The sequence below is a fragment of the Roseovarius spongiae genome (genome assembly GCF_003651245.1).
In the GTDB taxonomy this organism is placed as follows: Bacteria; Pseudomonadota; Alphaproteobacteria; order Rhodobacterales; family Rhodobacteraceae; genus Roseovarius; species Roseovarius spongiae.
The window spans coordinates 989,913-1,015,599 of sequence record NZ_RAPE01000001.1; the positions used below are offsets into that span (position 1 = coordinate 989,913).

Sequence of the window (25,687 nt, forward strand, 5' to 3'; positions counted from 1 at the left end):
GAGACGCGGGCCGCACCGGCCCGGAATTCGGAAAAGGGCAGATGGACGACAACAGCGACGGCTCTTCTGACGCGGCGCAGGGCGCGCAGTCGGATGAGGACGAACAGGGCGGTTTCTTTCGCCGGTTCATGGGGGTTTTCACCTCGGGAGAGATGGACGAAGACGGCCAGGCGCAGGCCAATGGCGCGCGCCCGGCCACGGGTCACGGCATGCTCAACCTGCGCGACAAGGTGGTCGAGGACGTGATGATCCCCAAGGCCGACATCGTGTCGGTCCCCCATGACATCACCAAGGACGATCTGGTCCAGGTCTTCCGCGAAAGCGGCATGACCCGGCTGCCGGTCTACAACGGCACGCTCGACACGCCGATGGGGTTCGCCCATCTCAAGGATTTCGCGCTCCGGCACGGGTTCAACGGGCGCGGCGCGCGGTTCTCGCTGAAGAAGATGCTGCGCCCGCTGCTCTACGTGCCGCCCTCCATGCCGATCGGCGTGCTGCTCCAGAAGATGCAGGCCGACCGGCGCCACATGGCGCTGGTGATCGACGAATATGGCGGGGTCGACGGGCTGGTGACCATCGAGGACCTGATCGAACAGGTCATCGGGGACATCGAGGACGAACACGACATCGGCGAGGACGCGCTCTGGAGCGAGGAAAAGCCGGGCTGCTACCTCGTGCTGGCCAAGACCCCGCTCGAGGAGTTCGAGGCCGAGATCGGCCAGTCCCTGACCGACGCCGAGGAGGTCGACGAGGAAGAGATCGACACGCTGGGCGGGCTTGTGTTCATGCTGCTTGGCCGCGTGCCGGTGCGCGGCGAGGTGATCGAACATCCCGGCGGCGCCTCCTTCGAGGTGCTGGACGCCGATCCGCGCCGGGTCAAGCGGCTGCGCGTGCGCGTAGCCCCGCCCGCCGCCGCCCCGGCGCATGACTGAACTGACCGCGCGCCAGGCCTGGCTCGCGGCGGGGCTCTCGGGCCTTGCGCCGTGGCGGCGCTGGCTGCTCTGCGCCGCGCTCGGGGCGTTGGCGGGGCTGGGGCAGGCGCCGCTGGGTCTCTGGCCGCTCACGCTGCTGGCGCTGGCCGGACTCTACGGCGTCTTCGCGCAGGGCTGGCGGCCGTGGCAGGCGGCGGCGATCGGGCTTGCCGCCGGGACGGGCTACTTCCTCGTGACGCTCAGTTGGATCATTGAGCCGTTCCTCGTGGACATCGCGCGGCACGGCTGGATGGCGCCCTTCGCGCTGATCTTCGCGGCGCTGGGGTTCGGGCTGTTCTGGGGCGGCGCCTTCGGGTTGGCGCGGCTTGTCGGGCGCGGGAGCGCGGCGGGCAATGCGGTGGCATGGATCGCGGCGGGCGTGCTGGCGGAATGGCTGCGCGGCGTGCTCTGGACCGGCTTCCCCTGGGCGCAGACGGGCCATGTCTGGATCGGCACGCCGGTGATGCACTGGGCGGCGGTGGGCGGCGCGCTCTTGCTCTGCGTGATCACCCTCTGGGGCGCGGCGGCGCTCTGGCAGGTGATCGGCGGGCGGCGGCTGATCGGCGCGGCGGCGCTCGTGCCGCTGCTGGCGGCCTATGTCGTCGGCCCCGAACTGACGACCCCGACGGTCACGCGCGCCGACGCGCCCGTCGTGCGTCTTGTGCAGCCCAACGCCGCGCAGCGCGACAAGTGGGACGCGGCCAAGATGCGCGGCTTCTTCGAGCGCATGGTCGCCTATACCGGCGCCGACGCGCCGCCCGACCTCGTGGTCTGGCCCGAGACCTCGGTGCCCGTGCTGCTGAACGACGCGGATGGCGCGCTGGCGCGCATCGCGCAGGCCGCGCGCGGCGCGCCGGTGGTGCTCGGGTTCCAGCGCCGCGAGGGGACGCGATACTACAACACCGCCGTGCTGCTCGGCGCCGACGGCGATGAGGCCGCGCGCTATGACAAGCACCACCTCGTGCCCTTCGGCGAATACATGCCCTTCGGCGAAACGCTGGCGCGGTTCGGCATTCACGGGCTGGCCGCGACCGAAGGCGCCGGGTTTTCCGCCGGGCCGGGACCGCAATTGATGACGGCGCCGGGGGTGGGCCGGATGCTGCCGCTGATCTGCTACGAGGGGATCTTCGCGCGCGACGTCGCCGCCGCGCCCGAGCGGCCCGACATGCTGCTGATGATCACCAACGACGCCTGGTTCGGCCGCGTCTCCGGCCCCTACCAGCACCTCGCGCAGGCGCGGCTGCGTAGCGTCGAGCAGGGGCTGCCGATGGTGCGCGTCGCCAATACCGGCGTCTCGGCGGTGATCGACGCGCGCGGGCGGATCACGGCGCGGATCCCGCTGAACGAGGCGGGCTGGATCGACGCCCCCATACCGCCCGCCGCCGCGCCCACGCCCTACGCGCGCGCCGGGGGCGACTGGCCGATGCTGACCCTGGCGCTGCTGGCGCTGGCGGTGGCGGGCGTCGCGGTCCGCGCAAGGGCGGCGCCGGGCGCGTAAAATACCGATTGACGCTGCGATAAAGCGCGCGCTAGTTAACGCAGACCGTCACAACGGCTTCCTGGCGTGACGGGGCATCATAATGGAGCGATTTCATGACAAGACAGAACTACACCTTCACCTCGGAATCCGTGTCCGAAGGGCATCCCGACAAGGTATGCGACCGCATCTCGGACGCGGTGCTCGACGCGCTGCTGCGCGAGGAGCCCGAGGCGCGGGTCGCCGCGGAGGCATTCGCCACCACCAATCGCGTGGTGATCGGCGGCGAGGTGGGGCTGTCGGACCAGGAGAAGCTGCACAGCTACATGGAGGGGATGGAGGACATCGTGCGCGCCTGCATCCGCGACATCGGCTACGAGCAGGAGAAATTCCACTGGAAGACCTGCGAGATCACCAACCTGCTGCATGAACAGGCCGCGGATATCGCCCAGGGCGTCGTCGCGCGCGAGGACCGTGAACAGGGCGCGGGCGACCAGGGCATCATGTTCGGCTTCGCCACGAATGAGACCGACGCGCTCATGCCGGCGCCGATCCTGTTCAGCCACGCGATCCTGCGCCGCCTCGCCGAGGTGCGCAAGGATGGCAGCGAGCCCGCGCTCGGCCCCGACGCCAAGAGCCAGATTTCCGTGCGCTACGAAAACGGCAAGCCCGTCGGCGTGTGCTCCATCGTGCTGAGCACCCAGCACCTGGACGAAAGCCTGTCCAGCGCGGACGTGCAGGACATCGTCACGCCCTACATCCGCGAGGTGCTGCCGGAGGGCTGGCTGCTTCCGGACACGGAATGGCACGTCAACCCGACCGGCAAGTTCGTGATCGGCGGCCCGGACGGCGACGCCGGCCTCACCGGGCGCAAGATCATCGTCGACACCTATGGCGGCGCGGCCCCGCATGGCGGCGGCGCGTTCTCGGGCAAGGACCCGACCAAGGTCGACCGTTCGGCCGCCTACGCCGCGCGCTACCTCGCCAAGAACATCGTCGCCGCCGGCATGGCCGAGAAATGCACCATCCAGCTCAGCTACGCCATCGGCGTGGCCAAGCCGCTCAGCATCTATGTCGACGCCCACGGCACCGACGAGGTCGCGCCCGCCGAGATCGAGAAGGCGATCGCACGCTGCATGGATCTGAGCCCGCGCGGCATCCGCGAGCATCTGCAACTGAACAAGCCGATCTACGAACGCACGGCGGCCTACGGCCATTTCGGCCGCGCGCCGGAGAACGACGGCGGCTTCAGCTGGGAGCGCACGGACCTGGTCGAGGCGCTGAAACGCGAGGTCTGAGCAGGCGGTTCGCCTCACGGGCGGCGCCGATCGCAGGCGGTGGATGAGTATTTGCGGCACATTGAAAGACCGGGGCGCGCCTCGCGGCTTTGGTTTGCGCCCCCGCGCCGGGCGGGGTAGGGACGCGCCATGATCAGGGACAGGCATCCGTCGGGCGCGCCGTGGCGCAATTTCTATGGCCGGTTCAAGGGCAAGGCGCTGCGCCCGTCGCAGGAGGCGCTGCTCAGGGAGGATCTCGACGGGCTGTCGCCCGGCCCGGTCGGCTGGGACGTGAATCCCGGGCGCGCGCCGCTTGACCTGCGCGCGCGTTTCGGCGGGCGCCCCGTCTGGCTCGAGATCGGGTTCGGCGGGGGCGAGCACCTCGTGCATCAGGCCGCGCGCAACCCCGGCGTGGGGATCATCGGCTGTGAGCCCTATCTCAACGGCGTGGCGATGGCGCTGGCCAAGCTGCGCCGCGCGGGCGTGTCGAACGTCGCGATCCATCCCGGCGACGCGCGCGACCTCTTCGACGTGCTGCCCGAGGCCGGCATCGAGCGCGCCTTCCTGCTCTATCCCGACCCCTGGCCGAAGAAGCGGCATCATCGGCGTCGGTTCGTCACGCCCGAGCATCTTGAGCCGCTGGCCCGCGCGATGGCCCCGGGGGCGGTGCTGCGGGTGGCGACCGACATTCCCGATTACGTTCGCCAGACGCTCGAGGAAGTGCCGCGGCAGGGGTTCACCTGGACGGCAGAGTGCGCGGCGGATTGGCGCACGCCCTGGGAGGACTGGACACGCACCCGATACGAACAGAAGGCGCTGCGCGAAGGGCGGGTGCCACACTACCTTACCTTCCGGCGTGCCTGAGGCGATAGCTTCCCGCTAAGCGTGTGGGAAACAACCTGTTTCCAATGACGGAACTTGCTGCACCGCCGCAGCGACGTTAACATTTTCAATGAAATAGCGGTTTGTTCCGGCAAGTTGATTCCGTTCACGGACGGTCTGGGGGTTACGATGATCATGGCACTCGCGCTGACGGCGCTTCTGGGCTTCGCGCTGTTCGAGATATTCGATGATGGCGACAGCGGTGGCGGCACGGCGGAGCCGCCCGAACCCGAGGAGGGCGAGGAGATCGGCCCGACCGAGGATACCGAGATCACCGGGACGAACCTCAACGACCTGATCTTTGGCGGAGAGACCGACCAGACCATCGACGGGCGCGGTGGCGACGACACGATCGAGGGGCGCGGCGGCGCGGATGTGATCGTCGCGGGCGCGGGCGATGACGTGGTCGATGCCGGGACCGGCGACGACCGGGTCTATGGCCGCGAAGGGGCCGACCAGGTCCGCGGCGGCGAAGGCAATGACAGCCTCTATGGCCGCGAGGGCGACGACACCATGAACGGGCAGGGGGGCGACGACGCGCTCTTCGGCAACGAGGACGACGACAAGCTGCGCGGCGCGGCGGGCAACGATACCCTCAACGGCGGCAGCGGCAATGACGGGCTGGAAGGTGGCGATGGCGACGACCGGCTGAACGGCGATGTCGGGGATGACGCGCTCCTCGGCGGGGCGGGCGACGACCTGCTGCTGGGAATGGCCGGAATGGACGTGCTTTTGGGCGGCGCGGGGGCCGACACGCTCAACGGGGGCGATGACGATGACACCCTCTTCGGCGACGAGGACGACGACGAGTTGAGCGGCGGCGATACCGGCGACGACTTGCTCTATGGCATGCTGGGCGATGATCTTCTCAATGGCTGGGACGGCGATGACAGGCTGTTCGGCGGCGAAGGCGGCGACAGGCTGAATGGCGGCGCGGGCGACGACAGCCTTGACGGGAACGAAGGCGATGACCGCCTCGGCGGCAACCTCGGCGACGACACCGTCATGGGCGGCGAAGGCGATGACGTGGCCTTTGGCGACGAGGGCGACGACCTGGTCATGGGCGAGACCGGCAATGATGCGCTGAACGGCGGCGCGGGCGATGACAGTGTCTCGGGCGGAGACGGCGATGACAAGATCGTCGGGCGGGCCGGGAACGACACGCTCGATGGCGGCGCGGGCGACGATGAAGCCTATGGCAACGAGGGCGACGACGTGCTGTTCGGCCTCGCGGGCATGGACACGCTCAACGGCGGGCTCGGGAACGACACCCTGACCGGCGGCGCCGATGCCGACCGCATGAACGGGGCCGGCGGCGACGACCTGCTCGACGGGCGCGACCCCGGGACCGGGGACGCCGACAAGCTGCTGGGCGGCGACGGTTCGGATCGGCTGATCGGCGACGATGGCGACGTGCTCTGGGGCGGCGCCGGGGTGGACGTGTTCGAGGTCGTCGTCGGCCCCGCCGGTTCGGACCCGGTGCTGATCCGCGACCTCTTCGAAGAGGGGGCGGCAGCCGACCAGGTGCTGTTCGCCAACCCGGACGGATCCTTCCTAACGCCCGCGCAGGTATCGGGCGGGGCGCTCGGGATCGTGGCCGAAGGCGGCGGCTCGGCCCTTCAGATCGGCGGCGAGACGGTGGCGATCGTCTCCGGCGTGGAACCGGCGACCTTGCAGGCGGACGACGCCTGGATCGCCAACCTCGCGCCCGGCGGGCTGGCCCCGGCGGCGCCGGCGGCCTGACCTTTCAGGCGCGCAGCGCGATCCGCTCGCCCAGGCGCTCCAGCATGGTCAGGCACTGGCCCAACTGGTCGTGGCTCACGAATTCGTCGGCCTTGTGCGCCTGGTCGATGGAGCCGGGACCGCAGACCACGACCGACATGCCGTAGGCCTGGAAGATGCCCGCCTCGGTTCCGAAGGGGACCACGTCGGCGCCCTTCGCGCCGGTCAGCTCCATCACGATGTCGCGCGCCGCGTTCGGGTCGGTCGGGATGAGGCCCGCGACCTCGCCGATGATCTCGGTCACGATATCCGCGTCGGGGCAGACCTGCCGCATCTCGGCCAGCAGCGTCTCCTCGCAGAAGCGGTGCAGGTCGTCCTTGACCAGCGCCGCGTCGCTGTCCTGCACCGGGCGCATTTCCCAGTCGACCCGCGCGGTCGAGGGGATCACGTTATGCGCCACCCCGCCGATCAGCGCACCGGTGTTGATCGTCGTCCAGGGCGGCTCGAAGCGGCTGTTCGCGGGCGCCCGCGCGCGCAACTGGTCCTTGAGCGTCAGCAGCCGGGCGACGAAGCGGGCGGCGTATTCGACCGCGTTCACCCCCTTGTCGGGGCCCGACCCATGCCCGGCGAGGCCGTGGAAATGGGTCGAATACTCGAAACAGCCCTTGTGCCCCTCGATCACCTGCATCTCGGTCGGCTCCCCGATCAGCGCGATGGCGGGCCGCAGGTCGAGCGCGGCGAGGCTGTCGGTCAGGGCGCGCGCGCCGAAGCAGCCTGTTTCCTCGTCATAGGTAAAGCTGAAATGCAGCGGCCGGTCGCGCGTCATCGCCGCGAGATCGGGCGCCATCGCCACGGCGGCGGCGATGAATCCCTTCATGTCGCAGGCGCCCCGCCCGTAAAGCCGCCCCTCCGCGTCATGCAGCGCGAAAGGGTCGGTGCGCCATTCCTGGTCGGCCACCGGCACCACGTCCGAATGCCCCGACAGCACGATGCCGCCGTCCCGCTCGGGGCCGAGCGTGGCGAAGAGGTTGGCCTTGAGCCCGGTATCGTCGGGAAAGATATGCACGTTCGCGCCCGCATCCTCGAGCCGGCTGGCCAGCAGGTCCACCAGCGCGAGGTTGCTGGTCTCGGACACGGTGGGAAAGGCGATCAGCTCGGAGAGCAGGGCCACGGTATCGTCCATGCGGCGGTGCATCGGCTGTCTCCTCCTGTCGGCGTCGCCGCAGGAGACTGGGCCGGCACGCGCCCTGCGTCAAGGCGCCGTGAAGTCATGCGGCCGCGCCGCCCGCCGGCTCTATGCGCCGTCCCCTGGAAAATTCGCGAATTTTCCGGGGATGCAGATTTTTCGGCGACGAATCTAGGTCTCGAGCTGGATCGTCACCGGCCCGTCATTGACGAGGCTGACCTGCATCGACGCCCCGAACCGCCCGGTCTCGCACGGCACGCCATGGGCGCGCAGGCTCTCGGTGAAATGCCGGTAAAGCCGCTCGCCCTCCTCCGGGGCGGCGGCCTGCGAGAACCCGGGCCGGTTGCCGCGCGACGCATCGGCGGCCAGCGTGAACTGGCTGACGACCAGCGCGCCGCCGCCGATGTCGCGGACCGAACGGTTCATCTTGCCGTTGTCGTCGGTGAAGATGCGCAGCTTCGCCGCCTTGGCCGCCAGCGCCTCGGCCTGTGCATCGGTGTCGCCCTTCATCGCGCAGACGAGGATCATCAGCCCCGGCCCGGTCCGCCCGATGACCGCGCCCTCGACCGTGACGCTGGCTTCGCTCACTCTTTGCAGGATCGCGCGCATCAGGGCCTCCCCTCGTGTTCCGAATGGTTAATATGTGCAGACATATCACCCCGGCGCAAGGCGCGCAGGACCCGCCCGTCGGTCACCAGGATGCCGGTCGCGATGACGGCGAAGCCGGCCAGCGCGCGCGTCCCCGGAGCCTCGCCCAGAAACGCCGCGCCGAGCGCAACCGCGAAGGGCGGGATGATGAGCGTGACCAGCATCAGGTTCGCCGCCCCCGCGCGCCGCAGGATCGCGAAGTAGAGCAGGTAGGCCAGCGAGGTCGAGCAGACCGCCAGCGCCAGCAGCGCCGCCCAAGTGCCGGCGCCGAGGTCGACGCGCGGCGGCCCGTCCACGATCAGCGCCAGCGGCGCCATCAGCACGCAGCTGCCCGCCAGCATCCCGAGCGCGTTCATCTGCGGCGCCTGCGCGCTGAGCGTGCGCTTGGCCCAGACGCTGGCCAGCGCATAGCAGAGCGCGGCGGCGATCACCGCAAGCTGCGCGGTATTGCGCGGATCGAAGGACGCAAGCGCCTCCCAGCCCATCACCACCGCCACGCCCGCAAGGCCGAGCGCGGCCCCGGCGATCTTGCGCCCCGTCAGCCGCTCGTCGGCGAGTAGCAGGCCCGCGACCACCGCGCCGAAAACCGCCGTCGTCCCGTTGAGGATTGCCGCAAGGCCGCTTTCGATCCGGGTCTGGCCCCAGAAGATCAGCGTGAAGGGCAGCGCGTTGTTGAGCGCGCCCATGACGAGATACGCCCCCCAGACGCGCGGCGCGCGCGGGATCGCCGCGCCGCGCGCCCGCACCACCAGCGCCAGCAGCGGGATCGCCCAGAAGACGCGGTGCAGCGTGATGGTCATGGGCGGGACCTCGCGCAGCGCGATCTCGGCCAGGAAAAAGGATCCGCCCCAGAGCGCCCCGAGGGCGAGGAGCATGAGCGCGGCGGCGGGGGTGAGCGAGGCTTGGGTCATCTCCCTTGAATGACGTTATCCTCGCGCCGTTGCGACCCGTTTCCTGCGCCTTCGGCCCCGAGGGTCCGATCCTCGCCCGGCTGTCAGAGCGCGCCTTCCTTCGCCGCCAGCGCGAAACCGATCGCCCCGGCCACAAGTAGCCCGAGCAGCACGGCGATGGCGATCTTCCACGCCGACCACGGGCGTTCGCCCTGCACGCGCCCGGTGCGGCCATTGACCACGAAGCGATAGGTTTTGCCGCGATACTTGTAGGCGGCGAGCCAGACCGGCAGCAGGATATGCTTGAAGGTCACGTCCGAGACTTCGGTGCGGATGTCGTGGATGCGCTGGCGGTCGCCGCCGATGTCGAAGCGCACGTCGCGGGTGATGAGCGCGTCCATGTGCGCGCGCGCCTCCCTGAACCCCTCGTCAAGCTGCACGGTATAGGCCTCGGCGCGGAACCCGGCCAGGAACTCGGGCCGGTAGGGTTCGAGCGCCGCGAGATCCCAGGGCTCCAGCCCGTCGGTATAGCGCTTGGGCAGCGCGCGCGAGGCCAGCACCAGCACGTCGTCAAAGGCCCGCGCCACCCGGCCCGAAACCGCGCGCCAGCGCACCTTGGCGACGCGCACCTGTTTACGCTTGCCATCGCGCGTGACGGTGCGGGTTTCGTAGTAGACGGTGCCGCGCTCGCCCCGATAGGCCGAGCGGGTGTCGGCGTCATAGGTCCAGTAGGGCACGTATATGCCCTGCATCCGCCGACCCTTGCGCGCGTAGTCCTGCAAGCCGCCGGGCGCGAACCAGAGCCGGCCCAGCCAGTCCGTCATCGCCTTGCGCGCGGTGCGTTCATCGAGCGCGAAGGGCAGCACGCCGCGCGGCTTGATATGGCGGTGAAGCCCCGAGCCGGTGACGATCGGCGTGGCGCAGAACGGGCACTCAACAGCGGTCTCGGAATCGCCCAGTTCCACCGTGGCGGCGCAGTTGGGGCATTTGACGACACGGGTTTCCTCCATGTCGTGTTCGGGCAGGTCGGCGGCGACGGCCCGGTCGAAGTCGAGTTCCGCGAGCGGGTTGGTCCAGGGCGAGGGGCCGGCGATCTCTTCGGTATTGCCGCAGTGATCGCAGACCAGTTTCCCCGCTTCGGGGGAAAAGCGGAAATCCGCGCCGCAATTGTCGCAGGGAAAGCGGTGTTCCTCGCGCGTGTCTGGCGGTGGGGCGTCGGGGGCTTGCGTGGTCATGCGGTCGCTCGCCTGGGGTTTGTGTAATTTTACCAACCAAAAGCAAGGGTTGCGTGGCTTTCTTCGTGTCCGTCAGTGGGCGCGCGGATCAGGGCGCGGGGGGCGGCGGGGGCATGACGGTGAAGAGCTGCGCCAGTTCCGCCACGTCGCCGGCGCGCATCCAGCCGTCCTGTCCGGCAGTCCAGACCTGGGTGTCGCGGGTGAGGCCGCCGTCGCCCGCCATCCGCCCCATCGCGGCGCGCGAGTAGGGGCCGCGCGTCTCGCCCGCTTCTGCGATGTGCCAGACCTTCTCGGGCGGGGGCGGCGGTGGAGGAGGCGCCGCCTGCGCCGGCTGGGGCTGCGCGCCCCAGGGGCCGGACTGGCCGGTCATCCTGTCGGCCATCGCGATCCCCATCCCCATGCCGAGCCCGGCGCCCATGCCGCCGCCGCCCGAGGGATTCTTCGCCGCCTCGGTCATCGCTTCGGCAGCTGAATACTGCGTGAACCGGCCAAGGTCGCCGGCGAGCCCGGCCGAGGTGCGCTTGTCGAGCGCGGCCTCGACCGCGGAGGGAAGCGAGATGTTCTCGATGTAGAGCTCGGGGATCACGAGGCCGTAATTCGCCACCGTCTGGCTGATCGCGGTCGCCACCAACTTGCCGAGATCCGCGGTGTTGGCGGCCATGTCGAGCACCGGGATGCCCGAGGAGGCGATCACGCGGCTGAATTCCTGCACGATGATGTTGCGGATCTGGTAACTGATCTCGTCCATCGTGAATTCGCCGTCAGTGCCGACGATCTCGGAGAGGAATTTCGCCGGGTCGCTGACGCGCACGCTATAGGTGCCATAGGCGCGGATGCGGGTCGGCCCGAATTCCGGGTCACGCAGGATGATCGGGTTCTTGGTGCCCCATTTGAGATCGTTGAAACGCACCGTGCTGACGAAGTAGATCTCGGATTTGAACGGGCTCTGGAAGCCGTGGTCCCAATGCTGGAGCGTCGTCATGATCGGCATGTTGTTGGTCTCGAGCATGTAGAGACCCGGGGTGAACACATCCGCGAGTTGCCCTTCATGGATGAAGACCGCGGCCTGCCCTTCGCGCACGGTGAGCTTGGCGCCGTACTTGATCTCGTGGCCCTCGCGCTCGAACCGCCAGACCATCGTGTCGCGGGTGTCGTCGGTCCAGTGGATGACGTCGATGAATTCGCCGGTCAGGAAGTCGAAAATGCCCATTGAGATATCCTTCAGCCGATTGAGCGCCGTTCAACGTAACCATGTTTGCCGCGCACTGCCAAGCGCCCGGCGACGCCTGCCTTCAGCTTGACCCGCCGCCGCGCGCCGCGATCAGGTCGCGCAGGATCGGGCGGGCCTCCGCTTCGCTCATGCCGGGGCGCAGGCGGGGCGAGTAGAGCAGGCGCAGCAACTCCTCGTCCTGGGTGGTCAGCAGCGCGAATTCGTCGTCGTCGTTGAAGATCGACGGCCGCGCGCGCGGGCTGTCATTGGCGAGGCCGAGGCCCTGCGCCAGCTCCTCATGCACGCAGGACTTGCGCAACAGCGGGGGATGCTCGGCGCGGATAAAGGCGATGGCGCGGCGGTAGGTGTGGTCTTCGCCTGTTCCGGCGAAGGCCACCACGAGGCAATGAATCGAGCGCGGCAGGTTGTCGAAGAGCGCCAGCGACGAGGGGTTGATGTTGGGCACCAGAGTCTTGATCCGGCGCACCGCCTCCGCGCGGTCGTCCTCGCCCATGATGAGCACGTGGAAATTGGCGTCCGCGCCGGCGCCGATCGAGATCGGGTGCCCGGTGACGCGCGCCAGCCGGTCGGCGTAGCGCGCCACGGTCCCGCGGTCGACGCTGCGCTGGTCTTCGGGGACCGCTGCGCCGAATTCGACCGCCATCCGCACCGGACCGGTCCATTTGCGCAGCCCCCCCGGCTTGCCGTCCGAGCGGGTGAGGCCGCGGTTGCGGGCGTATTCGTCGTAGAACGCGATGCGCTCGAAGTTGCGCAGCAGGTCGGTATCGGTCCAGGGCGTGTCGGGGCCGCCGCCGTCGGTGCGCAGCAGCCCCTGGCCGACGAGGTTGGTCTCGACCCGGGTGTAATAGGCGGCAAGCGCGCGGCTCTTCTCGGAAGGGCCGGTCGCCTGCGGGGGCGGGGGCGGCTTGACCGAGGCGGGGCGCGCGCGCGGCTTCACGCCGGGGGCTGGCGGCGCGATTTCGCAGGCGGCCAGCGCGCCGAGCGCCATGACCACCACCGCCGCCCTCAAGATCGCCGCGCCGCGCATATTCGCCTAGGCCCCCTCTGCGCCGCCGACGTTGTCGCCGACGCCGTCTCCGCGCGCCTTGGCGGAGGCGAGCGTGTCGCGCAGCTCGCCCTCCATCTTCTTCAGCTCGGCCTCGGCGGCGGCGCGGCGCGCCTTGCCCTCGTCGGCGATCCTGAGCGAGTCCTCGATCGTGCCGATCAGGTCGGCGTTGGCTTTCTTCACCGCCTCGATGTCGAAAACTCCGCGCTCCATCTCGGTGCGGATCGCCTTGTTGCTTTCGCGCAGGTTCTCGGCGTTGGCGGTCAGAAGTTCGTTGGTCAGGTCGTTGGCCTCGCGCACCGCGGTGGCGGCGTCCGCACTGCGCTGGATCGTCACCGCCTGCGCCAGCTGGGTTTCCCAGAGCGGCACGGTGTTGACCAGCGTGGAGTTGATCTTGGTCACCAGGCTTTTGTCGTTTTCCTGCACGAGGCGGATCGAGGGCAGGGACTGCATGGTCACCTGGCGGGTGAGCTTGAGGTCGTGCACCCGGCGCTCGAGGTCGTCGCGCGCGGCGCGCAGGTCGCGCAGTTCCTGCGCCTTCATCACCTTCTCGTCCTCGGCGGCCTTTTCGACCAAAGCTTCGCGGGCGGGGATGTCCGTTTCGTCCAGGTCGCGCAGCTTGGCCTCTCCGGCGGAGATGTAGAGCGCCAGTTCGTCGTAGAAGTCGAGCGTCTTCTCGTAAAGCAGGTCGAGCGCCTTGATATCCTTCAAGAGCGTGTATTCGTGCTTGTTCAGATCCTCGGTCACGCGGTCGATCTGGCCCTGCACCTCCTCGAACCGGGCGGTGAATTTCGCGAACGGCGCGGCGCGGCCCAGCAGCTTCTCCCACCAGGTGCGTTCGCGGCGCACGTCGAGTTCGGAGACCGAAAAGCCGCGGATGGTGGTGACGATGCCGCGCAGGGAATCGCCGGCCGGGCCGACATCCTTGTTGCGCACGCCCTGGAGCATCGATTGCGAGATTGTCTGCAACTCGGCCTGAGCCGCCGACCCGAAGGAGACGATCGACTGGGTGTCGGTCATGTCGATCTCGTTCATGCGCTTGCGGATCGCGTCTCCCAGCGGCTTGTTCGCCTTCTCCAGCGGAATGATGGCGTTCGCGTCGGTGGGTTCGGGCAGGACCGAGGCGCTGACCGCCTCGACATCGGCGAGGGAGGCTTCGGCCTTCTGGCGGACGGAATCGGACATGGATTAACCTTTCGGGTTGGGATCGGTCTGTTTCAAATGAACGCCCTCGCGGCTCAGCCGTTCGCGCAGCACGTCGATCTCGATCTCCAGATCGCTGTGGCTGTCGCTCAGAAGGCGTTTGGTCTTGGCGTCGAAATTATCTTCGAGATCGGTGAGCAGCATCAAGTAATCCTCACGCGCGCCCGCGTCCCGGCTGCGGGCGTAGATGTCGGCGAACTTGGCCGTCGCATCGCGCGCGCCCATCAGGTAGACGCCCATGTACTTGCGCGCCGCCGTCAGGTCGCGCGGGTCTTCCTCGACCGTGCGCAGCATGTCGCGGACGATGTCCTTGAATTGCTCGACGCGGGCTTCGATCTGCCGGTCGCCGGCGCGTTTGGCGGCGTCGGACATCGCGGCGAGATAGGCCTCGGCCTGGTCCACGACGCGCGCGACGCGGTCCGACTGGAATTGGTCGACGCCCTCCATCCCCTTGGCTTTCAGCGGATCGATCCCGAAGGACAGCACGTGCAGCCCGGTGGTCACGGCCCCGAACAGCAGTGGCGCGATCAGCCCCGGCTCCACCTTGTAGGCGGCGATGGCGATGCCGAGCCCCGCGAGGACGGAGGAGAACAGCTTGCGCGGCACGCCCGGCGCGCGAGCGACCTTGCGCTCGCGAAAGGCCGCCTCGGCGCGCAGCCCGTCGCGCAGGAGCCACGCCGAAAGCGCCAGCACCGCCGCCGCCCCCGCCCCGAGCGCAAGCCCCGCCGCGCCCGAGGTCAGCGATGTGAAGAGCGCGAGCGCCGCGGGCAGGAACATCAGGTTCGCCCGCGCGCCCGCCGGATCGACGCGCGCCGCGTTGCGCCGCCCCCGCGTCGCGCCACCGTCGCCTGCCTCGGGGCTGTATTTCCCGCCGTATCGCTGCGCCATCGCCCTCACAGCCCTCCGAGAAGGCCGCTGGTGACGCCGAGCATCACGATGATGAGCGCGGCAAACCCGATCTTGCGCATTGCATCCCCCCGCGGCTCCGCCGCAACCTCCCGCGCCATTTCCCGCCCGTTGTGCGTCGCGCGCGTCACCACCGAAACGAGCATCATCACCAGCGCGAAGACCACGAGCGCCGCACAGAGAATGAGCAAAATTCGTCCCATCGGTGGCGCCGTCCCGTTTTCCCGCTCCGGAGTCAGAACTTAGGACAAGGCGGGACTGGTTGCTAGGGGGAACCTGCCGGGCGGCTCCGCGTCGTTTCGGGCGTGCGGCGCTGCACCGCGCGGCGCGTCATCTCGAGCTTGCGGGTATAGCCGGACTGGATCACCTCGACCGCGACCAGCACGATCACGCTGAAGTAGAAAGTGGTCTTGGACATCGGAACCACCTCGTAGCCGAAGATCCGCAGGGCGAGCGTTTCGTCATGCGCCGCATGCGCCGCGGCCTGGCCCGCCTCGCCCAACAACACCACGCCGACGATCAGCAGGATGAAAAGGCCGAGCACCTCGTACATGCGGTTCTTTTCCAGGAACGCCGTGACTCCGTCCGCCAGCAGCAGCATTGCCACGCCCGACAGGCCGATGGCGGTGGCCAGCACCCAGAAGACATCGGTGATCGCCAGCGCCGAGAGCACCGAGTCGAACGAGAAGATGAGGTTCGTCAACACGATCAGCGCCACAACCTTGACGGCGGATTTGCCGCCGCTGTCGGCCTTGTCGGCATCCACGTGCTCGGTGCTGAGCATGTGGGCGATCTCCTGCACCGCGGTGTGGATGATGAACACGCCGCCGAAGATGAAGACGCAGGTGGCGAAGTTCACCCCGCCGGTCAGCACGCCCTCCCAGTCGAAGACGAAGAAGGGTTCGGCCAGCGCGTCGATCAGCCGGATCATCACGAAGAGCAGCACGACCCGCAGCGCCACGGCGATGATGATGCCCCACATGCGCACCGCCTTGCGTTTCGCCTCCGGCGCGCGCTGGCTCTCGATCGAGATGTAGAGCAGGTTGTCAAAGCCCAGCACGGCCTGGAGGAAGCACAGCATCAGGAGGTTGCCGAGGTTCTCGGCGGTGAGGATATCTGCCATCGGTGAACATGGTCCCTGTCGGTTGCGGTTTCCCCGTTATGCCCCGCCGGGCGCGGGGCCTGTCAATCGGCAATGTGGGCGCGCCCGGCGCTCAGGGCTTGCGCCGCCGCCTCGGCGCGGGGCGCTTGGATTTCTGCGCGCCGTCCTTGTCCTCGAGCCCCAGCTGCTCGCGCAGCACGCGCGGGCGCACTTCCTCGACCGCGCCGGGCTTCAGTTGACCCAATTGGAACGGCCCGTAGGAGACGCGGATCAGCCGGTTCACCGCGAGGCCAACCGCCTCCATCGCGCGGCGCACCTCGCGGTTGCGCCCCTCGCGTACCCCCACGGTGGCCCAGGCGTTGGCCCCCGTCTGCCGGTCGAGCGTGACGGTCATCGGCTGGAACCGTTCGCCATCAAGGGTGAGGCCGGCACGCAGCGGCGCAAAGGTGTCGTCGCCGGGGCGCCCCTTGACGCGGACGCGGTACTTGCGCAGCCAGCCGGTGCTCGGCAGCTCCAGCCGCCGCTTGAGTCCGCCGTCATTGGTCAGCAGCAACAGCCCCTCGGACGCGATGTCGAGCCGCCCGACGCTCATCACGCGGGGCAGGTCCTCGGGCAGGGCGTCGAAGATCGTCGCGCGCCCCTGTTCATCGCGCGCCGTGGTCACGAGGCCCGCGGGCTTGTGATAAAGCCAGAGCCGCGCGGGTTCGGGCGCGCCGACCGGCTTGCCGTCCACCGCGATCCTGTCGGCCGCGGTGACGTTCAGCGCGGCGCGGTCGATGATCTTGCCGTTGACGGCGACGCGGCCCCCTTCGATCATGCGCTCGGCCTCGCGCCGGCTGGCGACGCCGGCGCGCGCGATGACCTTGGCGATCCGCTCGCCCGGCGGCGTCCTGGAAGGGTTCTTTTCGCTCATGCCCGACCGCTTAGCCGATAGAGCGGCTCTCGGAAAGCGTCTATCCTGCGGGAGACGCCCTTGCGAAAGCGCCGATCCTGCGGCAGAGCAACGCGCATGGGGTTCACCAGCCATATGCAGGCCGCGCTGTCAGAGGCGCGGGCCGCCGCCGCCCGTGGCGAAGTTCCGGTGGGCGCGGCGGTGGTCGCCCCTTCGGGGCGTGTCGTGGCGCGGGCGGGCAACCGCACCCGCGAGCTATGCGACCCGACGGCGCATGCCGAGATTCTCGCGCTGCGCGCCGCCTGCGCCGCCGCCGGGTCCGAACGGCTGCCGGGCCACGCGCTCTACGTCACGCTCGAGCCTTGCGCGATGTGCGCCGCCGCCATCGCCGCGGCGCGAATCGAACGGCTGGTCTTCGGCGCATCCGACCCGAAATCCGGCGGCGTGCTGCACGGCGCGCGCGTCTTCACCCATCCCCAGGCGCATCACGCGCCCGAGGTGCTGGACGGGATCGGGGCGGACGAGGCCCAGCAATTGCTGCGCGCCTTCTTCGCGGCCCGGCGCGCGCCCTGAGCCTTCATGCCTCCGGCGCGGATATTCGGGGCAGGAAGAAGGGTGCATGGGGCTTTCCCCGGTCGCAATGCCTGAAACCCCCTCTCTGTCAGAGGTCGAGCGTCTTCATCACCTCCGGTTCGATCACGTCGACGCCGGGCAGCGCCTCCTTCAGCGCGTCGGCGGATTGCTCGAGCAGCGGGAAGGTGCGGTAGTGGCAGGGGATCACCGTCTTGAAGTCGAAGAAGGTGCGCGCCGCATAGGCCGCGCGGCGCATGTCCATCGTGAAGTGGCCGCCGGCGCAGAGGATGCCGATCTCGGGCGCGTGCAGGTCATGGAAGACCTGCATGTCCGCCATCACGTCCGTGTCGCCGCTGAAATAGATCGTGCGCCCGCCATGTTCGATCATGTAGCCGCATTCGGTGCCGGGCACATGCGGGCCGTTCGGTGCGGCGAAGCTGCTGGAGTGGGTGGCGTGCACCATCGTGACCTTGACCCCGTCCAGATCGACCGTGCCGCCCTTGTTGAACCCGACGGTGGCAAGCCCCTCGTGCTCTTCCCAGTGGGACATCAGGTCGAACTGGCCGACCACGGGGATGTCGAGCTTGCGGGCGAGTTCGACCGTGTCGGCGACGTGGTCGAAATGCGCGTGGGTGAGCAGGATGCGCGTCGCGCCCGCAATGGCGGCGTCGTGGTGCTTCTCGTCGAGCATCGGGTTGCCGTTGAGCCAGGGATCGATCAGCAGCGTCTGCCCGCCGATCTCCATGCGGAAGGACGAATGTCCGAGCCAGGTGAGTTTCATTGTCTGTGCCTCCTTCGTATCCCGACAGTGTAGCGCGCCGCGCGCGGGGGGAAAGCGGCGATCCATGTGCTTGCACGCGATCCGGGCGGGCGCTAAACGCACAGCAAAGACGACGACCGGAGGTCTGCCCCATGTCAATCGATCTGCAAACCGCCGCGCGCGTGGCCAAGCTGGCCCGCATCCGCGTGGACGACGACGCGCTGCCCGCGCTCGCGGACGAGTTCAACACCATCCTCGGCTTCATCGAGCAGTTGGGCGAGGTCGATGTCGAGGGCGTGGAGCCGATGGTGAGCGTCACGCCCATGCGGCTCAAGCGGCGCGCGGACGAGGTGACCGACGGCGACCGACAGCGCGCGATCCTGTCGAACGCGCCGGATGCGCGCGAGGGGTTCTTCGCCGTGCCGAAGGTGGTGGAATGATGACCGATCTCAACGCCCTGACCATCGCCGAGGCGCGCGACCGGCTGCGCGGCAAGGACATCACCGCGACCGAACTGACCGAGGCCTGCCTCGCGCGGATCGAGGACGCGGGCGCGCTCGGCGCCTTCGTGCATCACACCATTGATGTGGCGCGCGAGCAGGCGGCGCAGGCCGACAAGCGCCTGCAAGGGCGCGAGGAGGCGCCCGCGCTCTGCGGCATTCCGCTCGGGATCAAGGATCTGTTCTGCACGCGGGGCGTGGCGAGCCAGGCCGGCAGCCGAATCCTCGAAGGATTCAGACCGGAATACGAATCCACCGTCACCGCGCAGTTGTTCGACGCCGGCGCGGTCATGCTGGGCAAGCTCAACATGGACGAATTCGCGATGGGCTCGAGCAACGAGACCAGCGTTTACGGCAACGCGGTGAACCCCTGGCGGCGCCAGGGCGACGACGCGGCGCTCACGCCGGGCGGGTCCTCGGGCGGCTCGGCCAGCGCCGTGGCCGCCGATCTCTGCCTTGCCGCCACCGGCACCGACACCGGCGGGTCGATCCGCCAGCCCGCCGCCTTCACCGGCATCACCGGCATCAAGCCGACCTACGGGCGCTGTTCGCGCTGGGGCATCGTCGCCTTCGCGTCCTCGCTCGACCAGGCCGGGCCGATGACGAAATCCGTGCGCGACGCGGCGATCATGCTCGGCGCGATGTGCGGGCATGATCCGAAGGATTCGACCTCCGCCGATCTGCCCGTGCCGGATTTCGAGGCGATGCTGACGGGCGACATCCGCGGCAAGGTGATCGGCATTCCGCGCGAATACCGCATGGACGGCATGTCCGCCGAGATCGATGCGCTCTGGGCCAAGGGGCGCGCGATGCTCGAGGATGCGGGCGCGGAAATCCGAGACATTTCCCTGCCGCATACGAAATACGCGCTGCCCGCCTATTACGTGATCGCGCCCGCCGAGGCGTCGAGCAACCTCGCGCGGTACGACGGGGTGCGCTATGGTCACCGCGCGAAGCTCGCGCCCGGCGACGGCATCACCGAGATGTACGAAAAGACCCGCGCCGAGGGCTTCGGCGACGAGGTCAAGCGCCGGGTGATGGTCGGCACCTACGTGCTCTCCGCCGGGTTCTACGACGCCTATTACAACCGCGCGCGCAAGGTCCGCACGTTGATCAAGCGGGATTTCGAGCAGGTCTTCGCGGATGGGGTCGATGCGATTCTGACCCCGGCCACGCCAAGCGCCGCCTTCGCACTGGGGGAGATGAAGGACGCCGATCCGGTGCAGATGTATCTCAACGACGTTTTCACGGTGACGGTCAACCTTGCCGGTCTGCCGGGGATCGCGCTGCCCGCCGGGCTCAGCGGAGAGGGGTTGCCGCTCGGGCTGCAACTGATCGGGCGCCCCTGGGAAGAGGGCGATCTGCTGAATTGCGCCTACACGCTCGAGAGGGCGGCCGGTTTTGTAGCCAAGCCGGAAAAATGGTGGTAAACCGCACCCGAATTACATCTGGCAGGATCGCTCATGCGTAAATTTCTCTGCACCGCCGCGCTTGTCGGGCTGGCGGCCTGTGGCGCTTCCGTCCCCGAAAGCGGGCCGGATATGGGGTCCGGCGTGGGCTTTGGCGACTACGACGAATACCAGGCGCGCCGCGAGGCGCAGCTTGCCGGGAACCGCCTGCCGGCGGCCAACGCGGTGAGCGCCGAATCGCCTGGGGGCGGCTCCGAGAGCGAGCAGATCGCCGCCCAGACGCGCCGCGCCCTCGGGCGCGGGGATGACGACCAGGTCGAGGAACGCGCCGCCAATTCCGGCGAGCGCGTCGTGCAGGCCAGCCCGGACAATCCGCCGCCTGCCGTGGTCAACGCCGTTGGCATCTCGAACGAGAACGACTTCGGCGCCGTGGGCGAGCAGCGCACGATCGAAGACGACGCCGAGCGGATCGCGGCGAACCGGCAGCAATACGAGGTCGCCTCGGTCCGGGCGCTGCCGCCGCGCTCGGGCGGGCAGGGGCCCAATATCGTGGCCTATGCGCTCGCGACCAAGCACCAGGTGGGCACGCAGGTCTATCGCCGGATCGGCATCAACAAGGAGGCGAAGTTCGCGCGCAACTGCGCGAAATACCCGTCGCCCGACATGGCGCAGATCGATTTCCTCGACAAGGGCGGGCCGGAGCGCGACAAGCTCGGGCTCGATCCCGATGGCGACGGTTTCGCCTGCGGCTGGGACCCGCGCCCGTTCCGCAAGGCGTCGCGCGGCTGAGCGGGGCTGCCCTGTCAGGCATCGTCGAACATCCCTCCCCCAACCGGGGCGCGCGCCGGGGCGGGGCGCTGCCCGACATGCTGGTGCTGCATTTCACCAACATGGCGACTGCCGAGGCCGCGATCGAGCGGCTTTGCGATCCGCGCGCGGCGGTGTCCGCCCATTACGTGATTGCCGAGGACGGACGCGCCTGGCGCCTCGTTCCCGAGGAAATGCGCGCCTGGCATGCGGGTCTGGGTTGCTGGGGCGCGGTCGATGAGGTCAATTCGCGCTCGATCGGGATCGAGTTGGCGAACCGCGGAGATCATCCCTTTCCCGAACCGCAGATGCGCGCGCTCGAACGGCTGATGCGCGGCGTCATGGAGCGCTGGTCGATCCCCCCCGAGCGGGTCATCGGGCATTCCGACATGGCGCCCGACCGCAAGGACGATCCGGGGCCGCATTTCGATTGGCGCCGGCTGGCGCGCGGGGGACTGGCGGTCTGGCCAATGCCGGGGGCGCAGGCCCCGTTGAGCGCGTTTCGCGCGCTGGCCGGGCAGGTGGGCTACGGCGCCGGGTTCAGCGACGAGGAGGTGCTGCGGGCGCTGCGCCTGCGCTTCCGTCCCTGGGGGCGCGGGCCGCTCGATGCGCAGGACATGGCGGTGCTCGCTGATATCGCTGCGCGGTTTCCTGTTGCGCGCGCGGCGGGGGGGGGCTTAACTGATATTCGCGCGGAGGGCCGGATGATCGCCTGCGAACTGCTGACGCAGTTCGCACGGAGGAAAGTCCGGACTCCACAAGGCAACGGTGCCGGGTAACGCCCGGCCGGGGCAACCCGAGGGAAAGCGCCACAGAAAACAGACCGTCCTGCATCTTGCCAAGGCAAGACGCATGGATAAGGGTGAAACGGTGGGGTAAGAGCCCACCGCGGGACGGGCAACCGGACCGGCACGGCAAGCCCCACCGGGAGCAATGCCAAATAGGGACCGCGCGCGGGGGCGACCCCGCAGGCGCGTCTTGGCCCGGCGGTCCGGGTTGGCAGCTAGAGGGGTATCGGTAACGATGTCCCAAGATGAATGATCATCCAGGGGAATGCCTGCATTCCCCGGACAGAATCCGGCTTACAGGCCCTCCGCGCATATCTGACGGATCCGAGAAAATCCTGCGAGTTTTCCGGCGCGCTGCCGCAAGCGCGCGACAGGGCGGCGAGGTCGCGCAATGGGTATTTCCGCCAGGAAAGCGTCACGAAGAGCGCGAGCGGCACAAACGTGGTTGACTCGGGCGCGCGGGTGGATACAAGGCGCATCATACCGATTTCACGGGGGTCTACCCCCCGGTGCAGGAGAAGAGCAATGGCGAAGCCGACCACCATCAAGATCCGCCTCAACTCGACGGCGGGCACGGGTCATTTCTACGTGACCAAGAAGAACGCGCGCACCATGACCGAGAAGATGAGCATTCGCAAATACGACCCGGTCGCGCGCAAGCATGTCGAATACAAGGAAGGCAAGATCAAGTAGGATCGCGCCGCACCGTCAGGATCGATGAGCCGCGTCCCGCCCGGGACGCGGCTTTTTCATTGGTCACTGGCATGGTCACGAGCAAAAAGAGGGCCGGTCGTTTCCGACCGGCCCTTCCTGTGTCGTCATGTTCGGTGGATCACTCGCGCCCGCCGAAGAGTTGCAGCAGGAACATGAACATGTTGATGAAGTTCAGATAGAGGCTCAGCGCGCCCATGATCGCGGCCTTGCCGAGCCATTCTCTGTCGCCGTGCTGGGCGTGGGCGATATACTCGTTCTTTATGCGCTGGGTGTCATAGGCCGTCAGGCCGGCGAAGATCAGCACACCGAGGATCGAGATCGCGAACATGATTGCCGGCGATTTCAGGAAGATGTTGACGATCATCGCCACGATGATGCCGATCAGCCCCATGATGAGGAAGCTGCCCCAGCCCGAGATATCCTTCTTGGTGGTGTAACCCCAGAGCGACAGCCCCGCGAAGGAGATCGACGTGATGAGGAAGATCTGCGCGATCGACATGTCGGTGAAGACCACGAAGATATAGGCGATCGATATGCCCATCACTGTCGAGAACGCGTAGAAGAAGAGCTGGGCGCCGGCCGCCGACAGCTTGTTGATCATGGCGCCGAAGGCGAAGACCATGATAAGCGGCGCGAACATGACGATCCAGCGAGTGATGCCGGTGAACAGCGTCTCCATCATCATCGCGTTGTTGCCGATGGCCCAGGCCGCGAGGAAGGTGATGAACAGCCCCACGGACATGGTGCCGTAGACCTTGTTCATATGGGCGCGAAGGCCCGCGTCGATTTGCGCCGTGCGGGCGCCTGCCGCCCTCCGGATCGTGTCGAATTCAGCCATCAAAGCCTCCGAGTTGCCAAAAGTGCCGCTCCGCGTGGGAGCTTCTGGAACAATATCGGATGCAACCGGCTGTAATTCAAGTGGGCAAAACAGGGATTTGCGCAGGATTCGCGCATTCTGGGCGCGTCCCCGGGCGCATTCGCGAGGCGGAGCCGGCGTCAATCCATGGTCACGACCACCTTGCCGGTGGATTTGCGCGCGCGCAGAACCTCGAACGCCTCCGCCGCCTGGTCGAGCGGAAAGCGATGGCTGACATGCGGCGCGATTCGCCCGGCGCGATACCACTCCAGCAGCCTGGCGAGCGAACCGGTGACGACCTCGGGGCGGAATGACAGGTAGCCGCCCCAGTAGAGACCGATCACAGAAATGTTCTTGACCAGCAGGTGGTTGGCGGGAATCTGCGGAACCTCGCCGCTGGCGTAGCCGATGGTGAGCATGCGCGCGTCCGGGCGGCAGGCGCGCAGCGCGGCGGTGAACTGCGCGCCGCCGACGGGGTCATAGACGACATCGACGCCCCCCAGGGCCTTGCATTCGGCCCGAATATCGCCCGAGTCGCTATCGATCAGATGATCGGCCCCGGCGGCGCGCGCGACGTCGAGCCTGGCCTCGCCGCGCGCGCAGGCGATGACGCGGGCGCCCATCACCTTGCCGATCTCGACCGCGGTCAGGCCGACGCCGCCCGCCGCGCCCAGCACCAGCAGCGTTTCGCCCTCCTTCAGCCGCGCCTTGTAATCGAGCGCGACGTGGCTCGTCCCGTAGGCGATCTGGAACGCGGCGGCGTCGGTGAAATCCATACTCTCGGGCAGCGGGACGGCGCGCGCGGCGTCGAAACAGCCAAACTCGGCCAGCCCGCCCGCGCCGCCGAAGACCGCGACGCGCGCGCCGATGGCCGGGCCTTCGGTTCCGGGGCCGAGGGCGTCGACCACGCCCGCCACCTCCATGCCCATCGTGAAGGGCGGGGCGGGCGTGTCCTGGTAGGCGCCCTTCATCATCAGCAGATCGGCGAAGTTGAGACCGCAGGCGCGGATGCGCAGCCTGACCTCGCCCGGTCCCGGCTCGGGCCTGGGAATGTCGGCGGGCGCCGGGGCATGGTCGAAATCACTCAGGCGAAAGGCGCGCATGCGCGGGGCTCCGGCAGTTCTGCGAAAAATCTGCACGCAGGAGTAGGGTTTACGCCATGCCCTGTCAAACGGCCGACGGGGAGTCATGCGCGCCATGATTGATCGGTGGATTACCAATTAACGCTTGGCTTGCGATATTTCTTGAAAATTACGATTTCGCTGCTAACATCGCGCCACCACATGCGGATTGTGCGGTGATTTTAGAACATTTATTGGTTAGCCTGTCGTCCGTTGTGGACCGCACAAGACAGGACGCAGTGAGAAGGACATCGCAATGCCTCATCCCGTAGATGTACATGTCGGCAAACGCATTCGCCATCGTCGCTGGCTCGTCGGCATGACCCAGCAGCAGCTGGCGGAAAGCGTCGGGATCAAGTTCCAGCAAATCCAGAAATATGAAACCGGCGCAAACCGGGTCAGCGCATCGCGGCTGTGGGACATCGCGGCGTCGATGGACGTGGATGTCAGTTTCTTCTTCGAGGGGCTGGAGCCGCAGGAAACGCAGGCTCAACCGCCCGCGGATCGCCCGTCCGATCTTCTCGGGGACAAGGAGGCGCTCGATCTCGTGCGCTCCTATTACGCGATCCCTGAGAACCAGCGCCGGCGCCTGTTCGACCTGGCCCGCGTGCTGAGCGACGTCGCTTGAGCTGAGCGCGCGTTCGGGGTAGCCCTTGCCGCGCCATTGGGTGCGGGGGCGGTTCATGTTTCACGATGATATTATCGACGTCGCGCATGCGCTGGCGGACGCCGCCCGCGTCGCAGTGCTGCCGCATTTTCGCAGCGCGGAGCTTGGCGCGGAGAACAAGCTGACAGAAGGCTGGGACCCAGTCACCGTCGCCGACCGCGAGGCGGAGGCGGCGATGCGCGCCATTCTGCGCAAGCGCCGCCCGGACGATGGCGTTTTCGGCGAGGAGTTCGGCCTGCAGGAGGGGCGGAGCGGGCTGACCTGGGTGCTCGACCCGATCGACGGCACGCGCGCCTTTCTGTCCGGCGCGCCGACATGGGGCGTTCTGATCGCGGTATCGGACGCGAATGGGCCGATTTACGGCCTGATCGATCAGCCCTATATCGGCGAGCGGTTCGAGGGCGGCATGGGCCGCGCGACGCTGAGCGGGCCGCACGGGGCGCGCGCGCTCGGGGTGCGGGGCGACCGGCCGCTGGCCGAGGCGACGCTGATGACCACCTTCCCCGAGGTCGGCAGCCCGGCCGAAGCCGCCGTTTTCGCCGCAGTCGGCCGGCAGGCGCGGCTGACGCGCTATGGCCTTGATTGCTACGCCTATGCGCTGTTGGCGGCGGGGCAGATCGACCTCGTGATCGAGGCCGGGCTGAACGCCTATGACATCCAGGCGCCGATCGCGGTGATCGAGGCCGCGGGCGGGATCGTGACCGACTGGCGGGGCGGCCCGGCGCATGAAGGCGGGCGCGTCATCGCAGCGGCGGGGGCGGAACAGCACGCGGCGGCGCTCGCGATATTGTCGGGCGTCGAGTGAGACCGGCCTGACGCCCGCGC

General features: G+C 68.3%; 26 protein-coding genes, 1 other RNA gene, 1 pseudogene and 1 riboswitch. Of the genes and pseudogenes, 14 read left to right on the plus strand and 14 right to left on the minus strand.

The window, feature by feature from the left end; all coding sequences use genetic code 11:
- The first annotated feature begins 41 nt into the window (after nt 1-41).
- The 5 genes from D6850_RS04705 to D6850_RS04725 all read left to right on the plus strand — a co-directional run bounded on the left by D6850_RS04705 (nt 42) and on the right by D6850_RS04725 (nt 6,350).
- Nucleotides 42-932, plus strand: a complete 891-nt coding sequence (locus tag D6850_RS04705; protein WP_121164244.1) for a hemolysin family protein — start codon at nt 42-44, stop codon at nt 930-932.
- The gene (gene lnt, locus D6850_RS04710; RefSeq protein ID WP_121164246.1) at nt 925-2,469 is read left to right on the plus strand and encodes an apolipoprotein N-acyltransferase; all 1,545 of its coding nucleotides are present in this window, start codon (nt 925-927) and stop codon (nt 2,467-2,469) included. Before D6850_RS04705 ends, lnt begins: the two co-directional genes overlap by 8 nt.
- A gap of 42 nt (nt 2,470-2,511) precedes the next feature.
- A riboswitch (SAM-SAH riboswitch) is annotated at nt 2,512-2,559 on the plus strand.
- A 5-nt stretch (nt 2,560-2,564) separates the two neighbouring features.
- Nucleotides 2,565-3,746 (plus strand): methionine adenosyltransferase, encoded by a 1,182-nt coding sequence (metK, locus tag D6850_RS04715; RefSeq protein WP_121164248.1) that lies wholly within the window; start codon nt 2,565-2,567, stop codon nt 3,744-3,746.
- A gap of 129 nt (nt 3,747-3,875) precedes the next feature.
- Nucleotides 3,876-4,589 carry a tRNA (guanine(46)-N(7))-methyltransferase TrmB gene (gene trmB / locus D6850_RS04720; RefSeq protein ID WP_121164250.1) on the plus strand — a complete coding sequence of 238 codons (714 nt, stop codon included), beginning with the start codon at nt 3,876-3,878 and terminating at the stop codon, nt 4,587-4,589.
- 153 nt (nt 4,590-4,742) lie between these two features.
- The gene (locus D6850_RS04725) at nt 4,743-6,350 is read left to right on the plus strand and encodes a calcium-binding protein (protein ID WP_166433987.1); all 1,608 of its coding nucleotides are present in this window, start codon (nt 4,743-4,745) and stop codon (nt 6,348-6,350) included.
- Between the two features lie 4 nt (nt 6,351-6,354).
- On the opposite strand, the gene argE is transcribed toward D6850_RS04725, so the two are convergent.
- From argE to D6850_RS04780, 11 genes are all read right to left on the minus strand, one after another.
- Entirely contained in the window at nt 6,355-7,524 is a 1,170-nt protein-coding gene (gene argE, locus D6850_RS04730; RefSeq protein WP_121164254.1) for an acetylornithine deacetylase, read from the minus strand.
- 162 nt (nt 7,525-7,686) lie between these two features.
- Nucleotides 7,687-8,124: a D-aminoacyl-tRNA deacylase gene (dtd, locus tag D6850_RS04735; RefSeq protein ID WP_121164256.1), complete on the minus strand. Its 438-nt coding sequence runs from the start codon at nt 8,122-8,124 to the stop codon at nt 7,687-7,689.
- Nucleotides 8,124-9,074, minus strand: coding sequence for a DMT family transporter (locus D6850_RS04740; RefSeq protein ID WP_121164258.1), 951 nt, complete (start codon nt 9,072-9,074; stop codon nt 8,124-8,126). Before D6850_RS04740 ends, dtd begins: the two co-directional genes overlap by 1 nt.
- A gap of 83 nt (nt 9,075-9,157) precedes the next feature.
- Nucleotides 9,158-10,288, minus strand: a complete 1,131-nt coding sequence (locus D6850_RS04745; protein ID WP_121164261.1) for a TFIIB-type zinc finger domain-containing protein — start codon at nt 10,286-10,288, stop codon at nt 9,158-9,160.
- Between the two features lie 88 nt (nt 10,289-10,376).
- A complete protein-coding gene (locus D6850_RS04750) occupies nt 10,377-11,498 on the minus strand; it encodes an SPFH domain-containing protein (RefSeq protein ID WP_121164263.1) in 1,122 nt (373 codons plus the stop codon).
- A gap of 82 nt (nt 11,499-11,580) precedes the next feature.
- Nucleotides 11,581-12,546, minus strand: a complete 966-nt coding sequence (locus D6850_RS04755) for a DUF2927 domain-containing protein (RefSeq protein WP_206019198.1) — start codon at nt 12,544-12,546, stop codon at nt 11,581-11,583.
- Nucleotides 12,547-12,552: 6 nt separating this feature from the next.
- On the minus strand, nt 12,553-13,749 hold the full coding sequence (locus tag D6850_RS04760) for a toxic anion resistance protein (RefSeq protein ID WP_121164265.1): 1,197 nt from the start codon (nt 13,747-13,749) through the stop codon (nt 12,553-12,555).
- 3 nt (nt 13,750-13,752) lie between these two features.
- Nucleotides 13,753-14,655: a 5-bromo-4-chloroindolyl phosphate hydrolysis family protein gene (locus D6850_RS04765; RefSeq protein WP_121164267.1), complete on the minus strand. Its 903-nt coding sequence runs from the start codon at nt 14,653-14,655 to the stop codon at nt 13,753-13,755.
- Between the two features lie 5 nt (nt 14,656-14,660).
- Nucleotides 14,661-14,876, minus strand: coding sequence for a hypothetical protein (locus D6850_RS04770; RefSeq protein WP_147438855.1), 216 nt, complete (start codon nt 14,874-14,876; stop codon nt 14,661-14,663).
- Between the two features lie 62 nt (nt 14,877-14,938).
- A complete protein-coding gene (locus D6850_RS04775; protein ID WP_121164271.1) occupies nt 14,939-15,796 on the minus strand; it encodes a TerC family protein in 858 nt (285 codons plus the stop codon).
- 91 nt (nt 15,797-15,887) lie between these two features.
- A complete protein-coding gene (locus D6850_RS04780; protein ID WP_121164273.1) occupies nt 15,888-16,688 on the minus strand; it encodes a pseudouridine synthase in 801 nt (266 codons plus the stop codon).
- Nucleotides 16,689-16,784: 96 nt separating this feature from the next.
- On the opposite strand from D6850_RS04780, the gene D6850_RS04785 reads away from it, so the two are divergent.
- On the plus strand, nt 16,785-17,240 hold the full coding sequence (locus D6850_RS04785; protein ID WP_121164275.1) for a nucleoside deaminase: 456 nt from the start codon (nt 16,785-16,787) through the stop codon (nt 17,238-17,240).
- 88 nt (nt 17,241-17,328) lie between these two features.
- Here the strand turns inward: D6850_RS04785 and D6850_RS04790 are convergent, their stop codons facing one another.
- Nucleotides 17,329-18,021 (minus strand): metal-dependent hydrolase, encoded by a 693-nt coding sequence (locus D6850_RS04790; RefSeq protein WP_121164277.1) that lies wholly within the window; start codon nt 18,019-18,021, stop codon nt 17,329-17,331.
- A 131-nt stretch (nt 18,022-18,152) separates the two neighbouring features.
- On the opposite strand from D6850_RS04790, the gene gatC reads away from it, so the two are divergent.
- From gatC to rpmG, 6 genes and pseudogenes are all read left to right on the plus strand, one after another.
- Nucleotides 18,153-18,440 carry an Asp-tRNA(Asn)/Glu-tRNA(Gln) amidotransferase subunit GatC gene (gatC, locus tag D6850_RS04795; protein ID WP_121164279.1) on the plus strand — a complete coding sequence of 96 codons (288 nt, stop codon included), beginning with the start codon at nt 18,153-18,155 and terminating at the stop codon, nt 18,438-18,440.
- Nucleotides 18,440-19,930 carry an Asp-tRNA(Asn)/Glu-tRNA(Gln) amidotransferase subunit GatA gene (gatA, locus tag D6850_RS04800; RefSeq protein WP_121165116.1) on the plus strand — a complete coding sequence of 497 codons (1,491 nt, stop codon included), beginning with the start codon at nt 18,440-18,442 and terminating at the stop codon, nt 19,928-19,930. The genes gatC and gatA overlap by 1 nt, the downstream gene beginning before the upstream one ends.
- 33 nt (nt 19,931-19,963) lie before the next feature.
- A complete protein-coding gene (locus tag D6850_RS04805; protein WP_121164281.1) occupies nt 19,964-20,698 on the plus strand; it encodes a hypothetical protein in 735 nt (244 codons plus the stop codon).
- A 77-nt stretch (nt 20,699-20,775) separates the two neighbouring features.
- Nucleotides 20,776-21,372 (plus strand): annotated as a pseudogene (locus D6850_RS04810) (N-acetylmuramoyl-L-alanine amidase); the annotation flags it as partial.
- Nucleotides 21,373-21,408: 36 nt separating this feature from the next.
- Nucleotides 21,409-21,817: RNase P RNA component class A (gene rnpB, locus D6850_RS04815), an RNA gene on the plus strand.
- A gap of 212 nt (nt 21,818-22,029) precedes the next feature.
- On the plus strand, nt 22,030-22,197 hold the full coding sequence (rpmG, locus tag D6850_RS04820) for a 50S ribosomal protein L33 (RefSeq protein WP_057816833.1): 168 nt from the start codon (nt 22,030-22,032) through the stop codon (nt 22,195-22,197).
- Nucleotides 22,198-22,336: 139 nt separating this feature from the next.
- Here the strand turns inward: rpmG and D6850_RS04825 are convergent, their stop codons facing one another.
- Together D6850_RS04825 and D6850_RS04830 are read right to left on the minus strand one after the other, a co-directional pair.
- Entirely contained in the window at nt 22,337-23,056 is a 720-nt protein-coding gene (locus tag D6850_RS04825) for a Bax inhibitor-1/YccA family protein (RefSeq protein WP_121164283.1), read from the minus strand.
- Nucleotides 23,057-23,214: 158 nt separating this feature from the next.
- Complete coding sequence (locus tag D6850_RS04830; RefSeq protein WP_121164285.1) at nt 23,215-24,177, minus strand: NADPH:quinone oxidoreductase family protein; 963 nt, start codon at nt 24,175-24,177, stop codon at nt 23,215-23,217.
- Nucleotides 24,178-24,451: 274 nt separating this feature from the next.
- Here D6850_RS04830 and D6850_RS04835 point away from each other — a divergent pair, with 274 nt between their 5' ends.
- The gene (locus D6850_RS04835; RefSeq protein ID WP_121164287.1) at nt 24,452-24,823 is read left to right on the plus strand and encodes a helix-turn-helix domain-containing protein; all 372 of its coding nucleotides are present in this window, start codon (nt 24,452-24,454) and stop codon (nt 24,821-24,823) included.
- Nucleotides 24,824-24,878: 55 nt separating this feature from the next.
- Entirely contained in the window at nt 24,879-25,667 is a 789-nt protein-coding gene (locus tag D6850_RS04840; RefSeq protein ID WP_121165119.1) for an inositol monophosphatase family protein, read from the plus strand.
- The last annotated feature ends 20 nt before the right edge of the window (nt 25,668-25,687 follow it).